Source organism: Ruegeria sp. A4 (genome assembly GCF_056543025.1).
Map to the genome: position 1 here is coordinate 12,059 of NZ_JBQGAW010000002.1, position 16,533 is coordinate 28,591.

General features: G+C 58.7%; 12 protein-coding genes. 7 read left to right on the forward strand and 5 right to left on the reverse strand.

Annotated features, from left to right (window positions below; translation table 11 throughout):
• Positions 1-107: 107 nt before the first annotated feature.
• Complete coding sequence (locus ACR0E2_RS09315; RefSeq protein ID WP_480446199.1) at positions 108-2,147, reverse strand: oxidoreductase; 2,040 nt, start codon at positions 2,145-2,147, stop codon at positions 108-110.
• Positions 2,144-2,806, reverse strand: a complete 663-nt coding sequence (locus tag ACR0E2_RS09320; protein WP_480446200.1) for a helix-turn-helix domain-containing protein — start codon at positions 2,804-2,806, stop codon at positions 2,144-2,146. The genes ACR0E2_RS09315 and ACR0E2_RS09320 overlap by 4 nt, the downstream gene beginning before the upstream one ends.
• Before the next feature lie 166 nt (positions 2,807-2,972).
• Between ACR0E2_RS09320 and ACR0E2_RS09325 the strand changes: the two genes are divergently transcribed.
• On the forward strand, positions 2,973-4,937 hold the full coding sequence (locus ACR0E2_RS09325; protein WP_480446201.1) for a CocE/NonD family hydrolase: 1,965 nt from the start codon (positions 2,973-2,975) through the stop codon (positions 4,935-4,937).
• Positions 4,938-5,225: 288 nt separating this feature from the next.
• Here ACR0E2_RS09325 and ACR0E2_RS09330 read toward each other — a convergent pair whose 3' ends face one another.
• Positions 5,226-6,284 (reverse strand): LysR family transcriptional regulator, encoded by a 1,059-nt coding sequence (locus ACR0E2_RS09330; protein ID WP_480446202.1) that lies wholly within the window; start codon positions 6,282-6,284, stop codon positions 5,226-5,228.
• 63 nt (positions 6,285-6,347) lie between these two features.
• Here ACR0E2_RS09330 and ACR0E2_RS09335 point away from each other — a divergent pair, with 63 nt between their 5' ends.
• Complete coding sequence (locus ACR0E2_RS09335) at positions 6,348-6,779, forward strand: hypothetical protein (protein ID WP_480446203.1); 432 nt, start codon at positions 6,348-6,350, stop codon at positions 6,777-6,779.
• Complete coding sequence (locus ACR0E2_RS09340) at positions 6,737-7,435, forward strand: aminotransferase class III-fold pyridoxal phosphate-dependent enzyme (RefSeq protein WP_480446204.1); 699 nt, start codon at positions 6,737-6,739, stop codon at positions 7,433-7,435. The genes ACR0E2_RS09335 and ACR0E2_RS09340 overlap by 43 nt, the downstream gene beginning before the upstream one ends.
• A gap of 203 nt (positions 7,436-7,638) precedes the next feature.
• On the opposite strand, the gene ACR0E2_RS09345 is transcribed toward ACR0E2_RS09340, so the two are convergent.
• Positions 7,639-10,065: a GcvT family protein gene (locus ACR0E2_RS09345; RefSeq protein ID WP_480446205.1), complete on the reverse strand. Its 2,427-nt coding sequence runs from the start codon at positions 10,063-10,065 to the stop codon at positions 7,639-7,641.
• A 4-nt stretch (positions 10,066-10,069) separates the two neighbouring features.
• Positions 10,070-11,566: a trimethylamine methyltransferase family protein gene (locus ACR0E2_RS09350; protein WP_480446206.1), complete on the reverse strand. Its 1,497-nt coding sequence runs from the start codon at positions 11,564-11,566 to the stop codon at positions 10,070-10,072.
• 165 nt (positions 11,567-11,731) lie between these two features.
• Between ACR0E2_RS09350 and ACR0E2_RS09355 the strand changes: the two genes are divergently transcribed.
• The 4 genes from ACR0E2_RS09355 to ACR0E2_RS09370 are packed head-to-tail and all read left to right on the forward strand — an operon-like array spanning position 11,732 to position 16,361.
• Positions 11,732-12,616 carry an NAD(P)-dependent oxidoreductase gene (locus ACR0E2_RS09355; protein WP_480446207.1) on the forward strand — a complete coding sequence of 295 codons (885 nt, stop codon included), beginning with the start codon at positions 11,732-11,734 and terminating at the stop codon, positions 12,614-12,616.
• Positions 12,617-12,619: 3 nt separating this feature from the next.
• Positions 12,620-14,095 (forward strand): aldehyde dehydrogenase family protein, encoded by a 1,476-nt coding sequence (locus ACR0E2_RS09360; RefSeq protein ID WP_480446208.1) that lies wholly within the window; start codon positions 12,620-12,622, stop codon positions 14,093-14,095.
• A gap of 2 nt (positions 14,096-14,097) precedes the next feature.
• Positions 14,098-15,357 (forward strand): aminotransferase class I/II-fold pyridoxal phosphate-dependent enzyme, encoded by a 1,260-nt coding sequence (locus tag ACR0E2_RS09365; RefSeq protein WP_480446209.1) that lies wholly within the window; start codon positions 14,098-14,100, stop codon positions 15,355-15,357.
• Positions 15,354-16,361, forward strand: a complete 1,008-nt coding sequence (locus tag ACR0E2_RS09370; protein WP_171232396.1) for a glutamate cyclase domain-containing protein — start codon at positions 15,354-15,356, stop codon at positions 16,359-16,361. Before ACR0E2_RS09365 ends, ACR0E2_RS09370 begins: the two co-directional genes overlap by 4 nt.
• Positions 16,362-16,533 lie beyond the last annotated feature (172 nt).

The following is a 16,533-nucleotide window of genomic DNA, read 5'->3' on the forward strand; positions in this document are numbered from 1 at the left end:
AATCCTCCCTACGCTCGCTATATATGTCGGAAATCCTACGTTTGTTTTTCTTCTTCGCAAGAAAAATTATTCAAAATTCCTTTATTGGCGCTGCCTCCCTGCGCTTGCTACCATTGGATGCCCATACGCAGGGCGTCGTAGATTGCTGCGTGAATGTTGCGAGCCGATACGGCGTCACCGATGCGATACAGGTCAAATCTGGCGCTGGGATTGGGTTGCGGAAACAGGTCGCCTGTGCCGGAGACAAGCGCACCCTGATTCACTGCTCCGCGATTGCGCGACAAAGGTTTAAGATCAAAATAGAGATCGTCCAGAGGCTGCGTGCCTTGATTGACAACGACCTGATCATATTCCCTTTTTTCGACCAGATCAGAATAGTCGGTGCCAATATGGGCTTGCAGCTGATTGCCTGATTTTTCGATCGCTTGCAGGGTTCGGGTGACAGTGAACACGGCTCCGGTTTTCTGCAGGGACCGCATATAGGGCACCAGATTCATTGCCATCACTTCAGGTGCGAAACTGCGATCCCGGGTCATGATTTCGACCCGTGCGCCGGTGGCTGCGATGACCTCGGCGGCCATCAGGGCCGGGTGATCTCCTGCATCGTCATAGATCAGCACGTTTTCGCCCGGCTGCACGTCGCCGGATAGGATATCCCAGGCGGATACCGCCAGCTCATTGCCCGAATCGAGGATCGTTGTATTCGGCAGGCCCCCGGTCGCAATCACGACCATATCCGGTGACAGCGCGGTCACGTCACTGGCTTCGGCATATGTGTTGAACTGAAACTGAACGTCCCGCGCAGCACATTGCGCCATGCGCCAATCGATGATCCCGATCATCTCGGCCCGGCGCTTGGATTGTGCTGTAAGGCGCACCTGCCCACCAGGTTCGGGGGCGGCTTCCAGAACGGTGACATCGTGCCCGCGTTCTGCGGCGACGCGCGCGGCCTCCAACCCACCGGGACCTGCGCCCACAATGACTGCCCGGCGGCGCGTGTCCGCCGCAGGTATTACATGCGGCATGGTCAGTTCACGCCCGGTGGCAGGGTTGTGGATGCACAGCGCTTCGCCCGCTTGATAAATTCGATCCAAACAATAGGTCGCGCCGACGCAGGGCCGGATGTCATCTTCCTGTCCGGCTTGAACCTTGGAAACGATCATCGGGTCGGCCATGTGCGCGCGGGTCATCCCCACCATATCCAAAAGCCCCGAGGACACCGCATGTCTAGCCGTCGCCACGTCAGGGATGCGCGAAGCATGGAAGGTCGGCATGCCCGTTTCGGCCCGCACCCGCCCGGCGAAATCCAGATGCGGCGCGCTTTTCATGCCCTGCACAGGGATCACGTCCGTCATGGCAGGGTCGGTGTGAATGCGCCCGCGAATGACATTCAGGAAATCCACCTGACCGCTGTCGCGCAGCCTGCGCGCGATCTCGAGCCCTTCTTCCTCGGTGATGCCGCCCTTTTCAACCTCATCGGCAGTATAGCGAACGCCGACAATGTACTCTGGTCCTACACGGTCGCGGATCGCATCCAGGACCAAGAAGCCAAAGCGCAGTCGGTTGTCGAGATCACCTCCGAACGGTGCGTCCATCGTGTTGGTCAGCGGCGACCAGAACTGGTCCAGCAGATGCCCGTAGGCCTGCAACTCGATCCCGTCCAAACCGGCGGCCTGCATGCGTTCGGCCGCATCGGCATAGTCGGTCACGATCCGCTCGATGTCGAAGTCTTCCATCTTCTTCGGAAAGGCCCGATGCGCTGGTTCGCGATAATGTGAGGGCGAAACTGACGGTAACCAGTCACCTTTGTTCCAACCGGTACGCCGACCCAGGTGGGTCAGCTGGATCATCACGGCGCAGCCATGGGCGTGGCAGGCATCCGTCAATTCACCCATCCAGCGCACGACCTCATCTTTGTAGGCGAGGATGTTGTTGAACACCGGGGGGCTGTCACGGCTGACGGTGGCAGAGCCAGCGGTCATCGTCATCGCAACGCCGGCTTTCGCGCGCATTTCGTGATAGGCGCGATAGCGTTCCTTAGGCATTCCGTCTTCGGGATAGGCGGGTTCATGACTGGTGGTCATGATCCTGTTTTTCAGGGTCAGGTGCTTCAGTTTATAGGGTTGCAACAGGGCGTCGCTGCTCATGAGGACGTTTCCCGGTTAGAAGGCTGCGTTGCGACGACATCCTTGGGAATGACGACAGGTGAGACGGCCCAGATCAACCGACAGACCTGATCGGTGCGGTTGCGGGCATGGTGCGGGATGCGTGCGTCAAAGCTGTAGCTGTCCCCGGCGCGCAGGGTGATGAACTCATCCCCGATCTGCATCTCCAGCTCGCCTTCCAAAACCAGCCCGTGCTCTTCGCCTTCGTGCTTTTGCAGCGGTTCTTCCGGGCGCTCGGAATGAGGCGCGTAGACTGCCAGACCCATATAAAACTGTCCTCCGATCGAACTGGAAAGAAGGTGATCGGTATATCCAAGTTCAGCCGCGTCCTGACCGTAAAGCGTGTTCAGTGCACGACGGTTCTGGGCGCGCACAACAAAAGCCTGTTCCATTGGACCCGCCCCAGCGCGGCGGGCAAAGAACCAATCTGGCGTGACGCTGAGTGCGCTGGCGATAGTTTGCAATACGTCAACAGAAGGCTTGGATACCCCGCGCTCAATCGCCGACACGTGGCTGAGGGAGATGCCCGCTTCTTCGCTCAGTTGCTTCAGCGTAAGCTGACGGGCTTTGCGTAATTGCCGAACCTCGCTGCCCAGCGAAGAAATAGCGGATGGCAAGGCGACAACTTTGTCAGATGACATGCGGGTCTCCGAAAAATGAGTGGAGTGGTTAAACTCTATCCAAATTGAAAGCAGACTAGAATTTTAAAGTCAAATTCTATTTTTGGACGAATAGCACGAAACTATTGCATGTTCGATCTGGATTTGCAGAAGTGAGGCAGACATGGATTCCACGCGGCGGATCAAAATGACCGATCAAACCGATCATCCCTTCAAAGTGTCAGAGACAGACCATCTATGGATCGAAATGCCTGATGGCGTACGTTTGGCAGGCCGTCTGTGGCGCCCGGTAACACAGATGCCTGTTCCTGCCATTTTGGAATACATCCCGTACCGCAAAACCGACATGGTGCGCGCGCGAGATGAAAGGAACCACCCCTACTTTGCAGCCCACGGCTACGCCTGCATTCGGGTTGACATGCGGGGCTCGGGCGACAGCGAAGGGCACATGCCGGATATGTATGCGCAGGCTGAATTGGACGATGCGCGACAAGTGATCAAGTGGCTGGCTGCGCAACCTTGGTGCAATGGCCGTGTGGGAATGTTCGGCACGTCCTGGGGCGGTACGGCATCGTTGCAGGCCAGTGTGAATGCGCCCGATGCGCTGAAGGCGGCGATCGCTGTTTGCGCAACCCATGACCGTTTTGAGGATGACATCCACTATATGGGCGGTTGCGTTTTGTCGGATACGTTCGAATGGGGTGCGACGCTTCCGGCTATTCTGGCCTCGCCTCCAACGGCAAATGTCGGGACAGATTGGAAAGCGCTGTGGAAAGAGAGAATTGAGAACCTTACGTTTCCATTGGAAAACTGGCTGCGCGAGGATGGTAGGGGGCAATACTGGCGACACGGTTCTGTCATTCATCAAGCAGATGCACTTTCTGTCCCGGTTCTGGCTATTGGAGGGTGGAGCGATCGCTATTCCAATTCGGTAATGTCTCTGGTTGATGCGCGACCCACCCGGGTTTGGGGGGTGGTCGGCCCTTGGGGTCACCACTATCCAGATCAAGGGTCGCCCGGACCCGCCGTCGGGTTTCAGAAACTGGCTCTGGATTGGTGGGATCACTGGCTGAAGTCAGACACGTCGCAAACGCCAAACTGGCCGCAGCTTCGGGTTTGGTTACGCGAATACGTTGATCCGAAGGATTTTTTATCCATGGCCACAGGGAAATGGATAGAAAGTGGCCCAACGATCCAAGAAACAAAAGTTCAGGAAATTTCCCTGTCTTCACTAAAATCCAATACCAACCACGAGCGGTGGATCGTTCCAGCAGATCCGACGGTGGGGCAAAGCGCAGGGGATACAGGGTATTTTGGCCGAACCGGCGGTTTACCCCTTGATCAAAACTTTGATGATTCCCGTTCTTTGGTTTTCGAAACAGCGCCTCTTACAGAGGATCTGATAATCTATGGGTCGGTCGTTTTGAGGTTACATGGAGAAACGAAAGACAAACCAAATCAGATTATCGCAAGACTCAGTGATGTAAATTCTGACGGCGTGTCGGCACGTATAACCTATGGCGTCAGGAATCTGTCGCTGGATGAGAACCTGGATCGCATTTCGCCCTCTGCAAAATCCGACGCATTTAACGCAGACATCCGTTTTCACTCAACCGCCTACCGCATCCGCAAAGGACATCGCATCCGACTAGCGTTCTCTTCGTCTTACTGGCCGCTCATTCACGCGGCGGCACCGAAAGGTGACTTGAGTCTGGATGATGGAGAATTTGTTCTTCCTTTGATGGCCAATAAGCCTTCCGACTTAAGCGAACCTCTTCCGCCTGCAGAAGATTTGCCAGAAGAGAAATCGCATTTCACTTCTGCTGCTGACAGGCTGACACGTTGGAATAAAACCCGTGACAACTGTATCGAGATGGGCTGGCGCCAACCACTGGTGAAGACTGCATTCCCTCAGATGGGTACTGTTTTTAGCTACGAAACAGACATGGTGCATAGATTGAAGACCTCGGATGTCGTCGAGCAAGAGACAAACGTTGATCACAAAATGATTTTTGAACGACCTGACGGAACCGCCAAGGTTTCAGTTACTTTGACTGCGTGTTCATCGCTCGGGCATACGACGGTGGATGCTGAACTGATTGTTACATGGAACAAAGAAATCTTCATGACACGGCACTGGCGTAAATCTTAATCAATGCAGCGCAAGTGGTTTCCTCCAACCAGTGTTAGCAGTATCGCAGGTTTTCAATGTTTCGGCACTGGTTGCAATCAAGTAGAAACGTCGCTGGTTCTGCAAACTGCAAATATCACCATAGTGCGCGGCGGCAGCAAAGCCTGATAGTGCAGAGGCTTCATAAACCGTAGCCCCAGCTGGCCTTGCGGTTGTTGATGCGCTTACGATCAGCCAATGAGATTCAACCGTCGTTGCGATGACCGTTTGGCTTGTAACTTGAACGTTGTTTGCTGGCACATCGTTTCTTCAGTGGCGCTTTGTCCTGTTCTTCTTCGATGAACTCCGGGACGGAACTGAGGCGCTTGTTCTCGGTGATTGCGGCATGGGTGACGCGCTGATCCTTGTCGAAGACACAGTAGGGGGGCGAGACGCCCTTCCAGCGATTTCCCAGTCCTTTAGCGCATGCGCGACGCGGAGCACCGGCCCATCTTCAGGTTCGTCTGTGCGGAACTTGCAACTCCAATTCATGAGCACCGGATCGGGGCCAAGCGGTATTGCCAGGATACGCTTGGACGCCACGTGTGGTGAGACGGCCCATTGCGCCAGAATGCTTGTACCTTGGTTTGCAGCAACCAATTCGACAATGGCTTCGGGCAACTCAACGGCTGCAGTCCAGTTGGGATAGCGACGTTCTGCTCGAAACAGTCTTGCAAATTCTTGATCAGGCTCGGGGATCTTGGTGAATGTGATAAACCGTTGCCCTTCGATATCACGCGCAGATACCGATGCAGCCCCGGCCAGCGGGTGTTCCGGCGCGCACACGAATACAAGAGGATCCTGAAAGAGATGCAACGACCGCGTCGCTGCATGGCTCGACTCTCCGGCGACGATGGCCAAGTCAATCTGACGGTCCAGAAGCGATGTGACCATGTCACGACGGTAACCAGCCATTATTTGAATATCGATCGCCGGGTGTTTAGCGCGAAACATTTGCAGAAACGCGGGGAACCAGTGATAGGCGCTGTAGTTTTCCACCGCGATGCGCACGACGTGATCAATGCCCGCATTCATCCGACGCACTTCATCTTCGATCACATACATCTCGCTCAGAAACTTGTCGCTGAATCGGGCAAGATACTCGGCGGCAGCCGTCATGCGCAAACGCTTGTGCATGCGTTCAAACAGGGGCACACCCAGCCTGCGTTCTGCTTCGCGGATTCTGTGGGACAGCGCTGACGGTGTCAGGCCCAACTCATCGGCCGCGTCAACGACGCGACCGGTTTTCCCAATGGCGCGGATCATCTGCAGGTGGCGGATGTCTAGTCGCGGATTTTCCATACTGATCTCTGCATGAAAGTTGTTCATGAAAACCTACGATTAACGCGAGTGTTGCTCAATATTTTTTCGCCAAGAATACGCCCGGCACAGATGATCAAGATCCATATGGACAAGCTCGCAGACGTCGATTCACCCCGCGCTTGGGACCGTCAGTTCCATGTGCATGGACAGACGAACGCCCGCCTGCACCAGCGAGATGGCCCCAACGCGATGGTGACGCGCGGCCAAGGGGTCCGGATTGAAACGGATGATGGGCAAAGCATCATAGACGGCTTTTTCGGGTTGGGATGCGTGTCATTGGGTAATCATGACGACCGGCTGGCGCGGGCGGCCATGGATCAGATTCAGGAACTGCCTTTCGCGCCGACATTTTACGGGAGGTCCCATCCAAGAGCCGCGGATTTGGCGCGCGCACTAACGTCGAAAGCAGCGGTGCTCTGTCCGGCCAGCCTCACATTCATGCGGGCTTTGGTCTGCCGATGCATGATTTTCTCAAGCTGTCGACGTCGAACTACTATTTAAATGCCGAGGCCGGTGAAACCGAGGAGGAGTTCTCTGCCCGAATGGCGGCTGAGTTCGAAGCCACCGTACTGGAGGCGGGATCTGACACAATCGTCGCCTTCTTTGCTGAGCCGGTGCAATCCGGCGGCGGCGCGATCCGCCCGCCAAAGGGAAATTGGCAGGCGATGCAGACCGTGATCCGGAAGTATGACATTCATTTCCATGTGGACGAGACCGTTTGCGGCTTTGGCCGCACCGGGCATTACTGGGGCGTAGAGGCCTTCGATCTAACCCCTGATAGCACCACCTGCGCCAAGGCGCTGACCGCTGCGTTTTTCCCGATATCGGCGATCATGTTCCGGCAGGATTTCTTTGACGATCTGATGCTGAGCTCAGACGCATCCAGCGTGTTGGGCCACGAGTTCACCTATGTTGGTCACCTTGTCGGTGCCGCCGTCGCGTCGGAGGCGCTGAAAATCTATGGCGACATAGATCTGATCGGTCATGTGCGCGGGATCGGTCTGTTTTGCGGTATTCAACTGGTGCAGGGCAAAGGGACGCGTGCGCTGTGGGATCCGGCGCTGAAGGTGGGGACGATGGTGCAGGATCGCGCCCACACGCGGGGCTGTACTTGCGGTCCGTCCCGCCCGATCGGATTAGTTTTATGCCGCCGTTGATTATCAACGAAGATAAGATCGACGAGGCAACTGCGATCCTGAAAGCCGCCTTGGACAGTGTCTGGGCCGAGGTGAAAGGGCGCGCCTAGGGCTCATCCAGAACGCGGCCATCACGGTAGGAAATCAGCGATTTCATCGCATCGGCCCAATTGAGTTTCAGACAAAAGAAAAAGGTGCCTATTCATACAGACGCCTTTAGTCGTTCAGGCCTTCATTTTCAGATTGTCCGGGTCATAGACATGGGGATTATGCCGCCGAGCGTTGCGGGGCTGGCCAAGCACACGCACCGTGCAATCGGCCCCCATACCCAGTGATCCGCGCTTGATATAAGCCAGAACACAATGTGTTCCGGTGCGATAGCCTTGGCTGGCTGAGGTCACGTACCCGATCCATTCGCCATCCTTCAGGATCGGATCAGAGGCAAGCGGTTCGGGGCTGTCGTCACTGATTTCCAGCCCGATCCATTCCCAGTTGGCCTCCTCGCCAGACTGCCGCTCGACCGCATCGCGTCCGATGAACTCCCCCTTATTCATATTGGCAAACCGGCCCAGACCCGCATCGTAAAGCGTATATTCCGTTCCGAAATCCGAACCCCATCCGTGATAACCTTTTTCGATCCGCATCGCGTTCAGCGCGTAGGAGCCGAACTGGCAGCCGCCAACCTCGTTCACGCGCGTCACGATCGTGTCGTAGACCGCTACAAGGTGCTCGGAGGCCAGATGCAACTCCCAACCCAGCTCACCGACGTATGATACGCGCATAGCGGTGACAGGAAAGCCGGCCAGCGTGATCTCGGCCACTGACAGCCACGGGGCAGCAGCGGCAGAGAGGTCTGCATCGGTCAGCGGGGCAAGCACCTCTCGCGATTTGGGGCCCATGACCATCAAAGCGGCATCGTGTTTGTAGCCGCGGCTTAGTGTGACGCCCTCTGCTGGTAGGTGGGCGTTCAGCCAGTCAAAGTCTCGCAGATCGGCCAGGGTCGGGCCACATAGAAGGAACCTGTCACTCGCCAGTCGCGCAACGGTGGCTTCTGACCAGATGTGCCCCTTGGGGGTCAGCATATAGCTGAGCCGGACGCGTCCCGGTTTCGGAACACCGCCGCACAGGACGCTGGATAGGAACGCCTCAGCGCCGGGGCCGCGCAGATCGTATTTGGTGAAACCGCCGTGATCCATGACGCCGACGCTTCTTGCCACGGTTTTGCATTCTTGCGCGACAGCGTCCTGCCAGGGTTCGTGGTGGAAGGACAGGTCGGCATCGCCATTGTCCTTGATCGCATCGGTTTCGAACCAGAAGGCGCGCTCCCACCCGGCGATCTGGCCCATGACGGCGCCCTGATCCTTCAGGCGTTCATAAAGCGGGGTACAAAGCACCGGGCGGCCACGCTGCATGTTCCGATGCGGAAATGGAATGGCATATTGTAGATCATAGTGTTGTGAGGCACGGGAATGGGCATAGTCCTGCGTGGTCCAATCGCCAAAGCGGCGCGGATCCCACGCACTGAGGTCCCATTCTGTTTCGCCTTCGGTGATCCATTCGGCCATCGCTTTGCCGATAGCGGCCGAATGGGTGATGCCAACCTGCACGCCAGTCGCTTGATAGAAATTCGGCGCACCCGCCGCCGGACCGACCAGCGGCAGGGCATCTGGGGCATAGGCGATGGGGCCGTTGACAAACCGCTGCGCGCCCGCTTCGCCAAGCAGCGGCACATGGACCATCGTCGCCTCCAGCACATCCAGAATATCCTCAACACTGTCAGGGAAAAGCTGATGCGCAAAGTCATCCGGCGGGCCGTCCTCCTCCCACGCGGGGCGACCATCATGGGCGTAGGAACCAACAAGGAAAGCGTTGCGTTCGCGGCGCAGATAGAAGCGGATATCGGGGTCACGCACCAGTGGGAAAAGACCGGCATGATCCTCCAACGCTTTGAGCGGTTCGGTCACAAGATACTGGTGCTCGAGCGTGACCACCGGGGCAGGCAATCCTGCCATCTCGGAGATTTTGCGGCCGTAGAAGCCACCTGCGTTGATGACGATCTCTGCCTTCACTGTGCCTTTCGCACAAGTGACCAGCCATTCCCCTGACGCCTTGCGGTCAATGGCTTTCACGGGCGCAAACCGTTCCACCTGCGCGCCCAGATCCCGCGCGCCCTTGGCCAGCGCTTGCGTTAGCTGGCTGGGGTCAATGTCACCTTCGTAAGGGTCCAGAATGCCGCCCAGAACGGATTTGTCCGGGTGCCAGAACGGGTGCATCTTGTCCATCTCGGACGGGCTCAGCATCTGCAGATCGAAGCCTGCGCTTTCTGAAATTCCGCACAGATGGCGGAACAGGTCCATCCGTTCCGGCGTATGGGCAGGCCAGAACGCCGAGGTATGACGATAGGTGATCGCGCTGCCCACCTTTTCGGCCAGATCTTTATAGATTGACCAGCCGTAGTTTCCTGCTCGCATTCCCAGCCATGAAGTCGCGTAGGTCGGGATGTTGCCCGCTGCGTGCCAGGTCGAGCCGGAGGTCAGTTCGTTGCGCTCAAGTAGAAGCGTATCAGTTACGCCGGCCAAAGCGAGATGATACAGGATTGAGGTGCCAACGGCCCCCCCGCCAATCACAACAACGCGGGCAGTGTCTTTCATGGGGCTATTTTCCTTCGGGCAATCGGATATCGAAAGCGGCGCGTATCGCGGCCTCCCGGTCCTTGGGCAAATGGGTTGGTTGCTCGCGCAACATCTCGGCGCTGCGATCAACAGCGACATCCCAGATCGTGCGCGACCCGGCATCTTTCCAATCCGAAATACTCTGCCGGTTGCCGAGGCTCGGATAAGTGTATTCGGATTTCATGAGTTCCAGTGTCTGCGCCTCGCCCAGGTAATGCCCTTCGCCGGTCGCCACGGCTTCGATCCGGCTGAGGTCGATCGCGGTTTCGGTCAACTCGACCCCGCGAACCGACCGTAGGATCGCGCCACACATGTCATCGTCGATCACCAATGCCTCGCGCGAGGCGGCCATGATGGACCCGAGCATGCCAACAGACAGGTTGATCATGTCTGCCCCGGCTTGCGCTGCAAGAGCCACCGTGTACCCTTTTTCATACCCCGCCTGCGCATCGGGGGTTTTGGCATCGGTCATTCCCGCAGAAGCGGTTGACGGCAAGCCTAGATGCAACAGCAATTGCGCGGCGGCAGCGGCGGCGACGGCAGCTTCGCCTGATCCACCTGTCATTGCACCGGTGCGCAAATCGGAAATGAATGGCATGAACGCAAAGATGCAGGGATACCCCGGCTCGAGGGCGTCGACGACCATCAACCCAGCCAGCGTTTCCGCAAGACCCTGCGCCAGCGCGCCCGCCAAAGTGACAGGGCTGGTTGCCCCCGCCTGCGCCGCGGTGCAGATCTGCAGCGGCATTCTGTGGGCCATGGCCCGTTGCATAATGTCTAACCCTTCGGGCGCAAAGCGCAGCGGCGAGACCGCATGCACGATCACGCCGAAACAGAAGGGTTGCGCTCGAAAGGCGCCCTCGTGGCCCAGGGCCATATCGAACATGGCGATAACCGGATCCAGATGCGCGGCGCTGTCAAAGCTGATCCCGATGGGTTTGGGGCAGGCCCTGAGACAGGCAAACCCGGTGTTGAGGTCCAGCAGCAAGGGCTGGTCCATGTCCCGTGCAATCACCGGGCGCAAACCGTAGTGGATGTTCGGCAATCGTCCCACCAACTGCATAAGATCGTAGAGATCGTACAGCTGGGCACCGCGAAACTCGCCGGTGGCGCTGTCCAGAACCTCTGTCGCCGCTCCGCCTGTTCCGATATGCACACGGCCGCCGCCAACGGTCAGGCCCATATCCTCCACAAACCCTGGTAGATTGACGCGCCTCGCCGCCCGCGCAATGGCGGTTTCCACCATCGATTGCGAAAAGCAGACCCGCCCATCCGAACGTCTGGTTGCCCCGGCATTGACGAATTGTTCTGCGATGGCGTCGGGGCATTCTGCGATCCCGGTCTGCGCAAGGATATCAAACGCGGCCTGCACGATCCGATCTACCGCAGCAGCATCCAGTGGCGCAAACCGCCCACCCTGTGGAGGCGGAGTGATGCGGGGCGCGCAACTGTCGGTTTTTGAGCGGGTTCTGCGGGCCATCGGGCGGTCCTTAGAAGAACAATCTACGCAAGGATTGCGCAAACTCACGCAATGGCAATTCGAAAATTCGCGCACTCAGACCAGAATCTTTCATGCAAACGTCGGCTTTTCCTGCGCAATACTACAAACCAGCATTTGACGTTCTACGACTTCGGCGGGGTGAACATGGCGAGGATTGCGTTTATTGGCTTGGGCACGATGGGCCGTCCGATGGCGCAAGTTCTGCGGGACGCAGGCCATGACGTAACGGGCATGGATATCAGCCCCGAAATGCGTGAAGCGTTTGTCGGTGCGATCGCGCCGTCGTCGGATACCATCGCAGCGGCAGAGGTCATTATCACCATGCTGCCAGAAGCCGATCACGTCGCGCGCGTTCATGAGACACTGATCCGAGCGGCTGCCAAACCCGGCGCGCTGGTGATCGATTGTTCGAGCATTGATGTGAACACGGCGCATGCGCTCGCCCTTGAGGCGATGTCTCATGGGTTGGCAATGCTAGACGCGCCCGTTTCCGGCGGCCCTGCTGGGGCCGAGGCCGGGACACTTAGCTTCATGGTCGGCGGAGATGCGGCGAATGTCGAACGGGCGCAACCAATCCTGCTGGCAATGGGCTCCAAAATTACCCATTTCGGTGGACCCGGAACGGGGCAGGCCGCGAAGGCCAGTCACAACATGATCTGCGGTATTACCGCGATGGCGGTGATGGAAGGATTTGCGCTTGCCGACGCCTTGGACCTCGATCTCGACAAATTCTATGCGTTGTGCGCGGGGGCCGCGGCGCAAAGCTGGACCCTTGAAAACCGCTGCCCGATACCCGGTGTGGTTCCCGACGCCCCATCGTCCAACAACTTTGACCCCGGCTTTGCAGTGCGCCTGATGGCAAAGGATTTGCAACTTGCTCAGGCGGCGGCAAAGTCGAGCGGACAGCCCACGCCTTTCGGGGCCGAGGCGGCCAAAGCCTTTACAAAATTTGCCGAAACGCGCGGCGACCGCGACTTCTCGGCCTTTTACACCACGCTTCGGGCGTTGCCCGAGCACCAGAAGGAATAACATATGGCAATTCTGGATTATACCTTGCCCACAGATGGGTTGGCCGGGTCCTTCATAGACGGGCAATGGCATTGGCCCGCAAGCGGAGAGATGCTGGCAGTTGAAAACCCCTCGCGGCGCGAAACGATCTGCGAGATTGGCCGGGGGACCAAAGTAGAAATAAGCCTTGCCGTTGCCGCCGCTGAACGGGCGCGCCGGGACTGGGCCGCGCGACCCGCCGCAGAACGCGGCGCAATGCTGACCGAGCTGGGCAACCGCCTGACTACACATGCCGAAGAGGTCGCCCGCGTTCTGGCCGCCGAAAGTGGCAATGCGGTCCGCACACAATCCCGGGGCGAAGCGATGGGCGCGGCTGGAGTGCTCAAGTATTATGGCGGTGTTGCGGGTGAGCAAAAGGGCGAGACGCTGCCCTTTGGCCCCGGGCTCATGTCGTATTCCACGCGCGAGCCATTGGGCGTTGTCGGCTCGATCATCCCATGGAACTCGCCCTTGCAATTAGGCGCGGTGAAGATTTCCATGGCGCTGGCCACGGGCAACTGCATCGTCCTGAAACCTGCCGAAGATGCGCCACTCGCCGTTCTGAGGCTGGTTGAGCTGGCTGCCGACATCTTTCCACCAGGTGTCTTAAACGTGGTCACCGGGCTTGGGGAAGAGGCCGGCGCGGCGCTGGTCAATCATCCCGGTATCGCGAAAGTGTCGTTCACCGGATCGTCCGAAGTGGGCAAACTGGTGGCTCATTCCGTGGCGGATCGGGTGGCCAATGTAACGCTTGAACTGGGGGGCAAAAGCCCCTGCATCATCTTTCCCGACGCTTGCGCACCAGAGCGTATCGACGCCACGGCGCAAGGTGTGGTCAATGCCATGCGATTTGCACGTCAGGGGCAAAGCTGCACAGCCGGATCTCGCCTGTTTGTGCATAAATCTGTCTGGGATGACCTGATGCCTTTGGTCGCAGAAAAGGCTGCTGCGATGAAAATCGGCGATGCGCTGGATGAAGACAGCGACATCGGGGCCGTGGTGAATGAAGAACGCTACTCTGAGATTTGTGCCTATGTCGCTGAGGCCGAAGAGCAAGGCGCCACATTCCTGACAGGCGAAACGCCAAAGGCAACAGACAATGGGTTTCATCCGATCCCCACAATCCTGACGGGGCTAGACAATTCTTGGCGGATTGCCCGCGAAGAAGTGTTTGGCCCTGTCCTGGTCGCAATCCCGTGGGAGGATGAGGCCGATATGATCGCGCAGGCCAACGACACGCATTACGGGCTGGCGGCGTTCATTTTCAGCTACGACATGAGCACCGTCATCCGCATGACCCGCGCGCTTGAGGCCGGCTGGGTGCAGGTCAATCAGGGTGGCGGGCAAATCCCCGGCATGTCTTACGGCGGGATTAAGCAATCCGGAATGGGCAGCGAATATTCTATCGAAGGCGCGCTTGAGGCCTATACCTATCGTAAGTGCGTGACCGTGGCGCTGTAGGCATGGAAACAGACCGGTTCGGGAACACGATTGACGCTTCGGTCGGCTATGCGCGGGGGCGATATTTGTCCTCCAGCGCAGCCGAAATCCGCCGGCTGCGCCATGCGCAAGCGGTTGCGGCAGAGGTCTTGGAAACGCGCGGGGCTGACGGAATTGGGATTTTTACAGGTAACCCGCGTTACTTTCCGCTGAAACCGGATGATCTGTCGACCTATTGCGAAGAATGGGTGGGACCGGGCCTGTTTTCAGCGGAACTGACCCAGGCTGCCATCGCGCATTTTGGGGGCGGGGATACGGTCGCTGTCACCAACCGCACAAGTGCAGGTATTGTGGCGGCCATATTGGCGCTATGCGATGGGCGACCCGTGGTCTCCGTGGTGCCCGATAAGGACCGCAGCCACGCATCGGTTGTGCGCGGATGTCGGCTGGCGGGCGTTGAGCTTGTGGAAATCGAAGGATCGGCGGACCCAGGGCCAGCGATAACCAAGCACGCGCCCGCATTGGTGGTGATCACGACTGTCACAAGCACGTTGGCGCGATTGCCGGACGCTGAGACGAGCCGCGCCATAGCTGAGGGGCGGGCCGCGGGCGCCACCGTGTTCATGGACGAAGCTTATGGCGCGCGTCTGCGCCCGGTGCTGCATGGTGGAGCGCTGAGCCTTTCCATGGGAGCGGACATAGCCATCACGAATGCGGATAAGGCGGGCCTGTGCGGCCCGCGCGCGGGCATCCTTTGTGGGGCGTCCACGCCGGTACTGGCCACACTTGCCAAGGCGTCGGAACTGGGCCAGGAGGCACGCGCGCCCATAGCGGCCGGCGCGATGCGCAGCCTGCAGGCCTTTGACCCGGAAGATTTGCGAATCGAGGCAAGCGACGGCGCGTCCATTGCAGAAGCGCTGGCCGGGGCCTGGGGTGCAGAGGTTGTGCAGCGGTCTGATCTGGGGCCGATGCTGGATGAAGAGGACGTGTTAGCGCGGGTGCTATCACTGGCAAGACGGGACAAGACCGACATTGTCCCGGCAGAGGCGACAGCGGCCGTTGGTATGCTATTGCTGAAAGAGCACGGCGTTTTGACCGTGAACACCCATGGCGCGCCGGGCGGAAGGGTTTCGCTGCGCCTGAAACCGACCGCCGGAGCTGTGGCCGCCGTGGGTGGGGTTGCTGCTTTGGTGTTGGCGCTGGACGCGGCCACAGAAGAAGTGTCGCACAGGCTTGACGATGACGCGTGGTTCACGGCGGTTTTGTTCGGAGACGAGTCATGAGCGAATTCGCAAAGTATGATGACAGGCTGGACCGGCTGGTGAACCTCGACCTCGGCAACCGGGGGATCGAGCCGCTCTATGACGCCTCGCGCGCCTTGGCGGGCCAAGCGTTGTGCGGCGCCGCGGCGGATTTGCTGCTTGCCATGCCCGAAAGCGGGACGGCAATCGTCACCACGGGTTCCGTGTCGCGGGCGTGGCTGTCTCCGGCTTTGGGCGAAAACGATGGCCCATCCGGGGCGGCGGCCCTCATTCGCGCGCTTTGGCTCGCCCGAAAAGCAACCTGCGTATTGGTGATCGAGGAAACGCTGATCCCGCCCATGGCTGCTACCCTGCAGGCCTGTGGCGTCGCGATCGTGGATCTTGAGACGACGCGCAAGGCCAGTGCGGATGGCTCAATGGCCTGCGCAACCTTGCTGCCGTATCCGGTGACAGATGCCGAGGGCGCCGTTGCGGCGGCCAAGATGCTGAATCAGCTCAAGCCCGATATCATGGTCTCGACCGAACGCGTGGGGCGCAACGAAAACGGCATCTATTACAACATGCGTGGGCGCGACTACGGCTTAGGCCGGGCGCGCATCGACATGCTGTTCGATGCTGCCATGGCGCGAGGTATCCCGACGCTGGCTGTGGGTGATGGCGGCAACGAGATCGGCATGGGGCTGGTCGCCGATATCGTGAAAACCGCCGTTCCTTTTGCTGCCCCCGGCGATTGCGCATGCGGCGGTGGGATCGGCGCGACCTCTGGCGCCGATATCCTGATGACCGCTGCGGTTTCGAATTGGGGCTGCACAGCGATTTGCGCGGCCATGGCCATGCGCACAGGCGACGCCCGCCTGATCCACACCCCAGCGATGGAAGCCCGCCTGTTGAAGGTCATGACCGCCAACGGGCTGATCAATTCTGCCGATGGGATCATCGACCCCCATGTGGACGGCATCAAGGACACCACCCATATCGCGCTGGCGGAAATGGCCGAGGCCATTACCCGCAAAGCGCCGTCATAGCAGAAAGACCCAACCGTGATCACCGAAACACTCCTTCGCAATATCCGCGACCCCATCGCTCATGTGAAAAATTGCCCTGTGACGGGGGCTCTGTTGCAAAGCTTTGGCGGTTGATGCGTCTGAGTTTAACGTGCGGGTGGCTTTCGGTCCCAATTGAAAACGTAAGGTTGAA

Bases quoted from the DNA above. Each gene is read 5' to 3' on its own strand.
- ACR0E2_RS09315 (WP_480446199.1), bottom strand. From the start codon at position 2,147: ATGAGCAGCGACGCCCTGTTGCAACCCTATAAACTGAAGCACCTGACC.
- ACR0E2_RS09320 (WP_480446200.1), bottom strand. From the start codon at position 2,806: ATGTCATCTGACAAAGTTGTCGCCTTGCCATCCGCTATTTCTTCGCTG.
- ACR0E2_RS09325 (WP_480446201.1), top strand. From the start codon at position 2,973: ATGACCGATCAAACCGATCATCCCTTCAAAGTGTCAGAGACAGACCAT.
- ACR0E2_RS09330 (WP_480446202.1), bottom strand. From the start codon at position 6,284: ATGAACAACTTTCATGCAGAGATCAGTATGGAAAATCCGCGACTAGAC.
- ACR0E2_RS09335 (WP_480446203.1), top strand. From the start codon at position 6,348: ATGATCAAGATCCATATGGACAAGCTCGCAGACGTCGATTCACCCCGC.
- ACR0E2_RS09340 (WP_480446204.1), top strand. From the start codon at position 6,737: ATGCATGATTTTCTCAAGCTGTCGACGTCGAACTACTATTTAAATGCC.
- ACR0E2_RS09345 (WP_480446205.1), bottom strand. From the start codon at position 10,065: ATGAAAGACACTGCCCGCGTTGTTGTGATTGGCGGGGGGGCCGTTGGC.
- ACR0E2_RS09350 (WP_480446206.1), bottom strand. From the start codon at position 11,566: ATGGCCCGCAGAACCCGCTCAAAAACCGACAGTTGCGCGCCCCGCATC.
- ACR0E2_RS09355 (WP_480446207.1), top strand. From the start codon at position 11,732: ATGGCGAGGATTGCGTTTATTGGCTTGGGCACGATGGGCCGTCCGATG.
- ACR0E2_RS09360 (WP_480446208.1), top strand. From the start codon at position 12,620: ATGGCAATTCTGGATTATACCTTGCCCACAGATGGGTTGGCCGGGTCC.
- ACR0E2_RS09365 (WP_480446209.1), top strand. From the start codon at position 14,098: ATGGAAACAGACCGGTTCGGGAACACGATTGACGCTTCGGTCGGCTAT.
- ACR0E2_RS09370 (WP_171232396.1), top strand. From the start codon at position 15,354: ATGAGCGAATTCGCAAAGTATGATGACAGGCTGGACCGGCTGGTGAAC.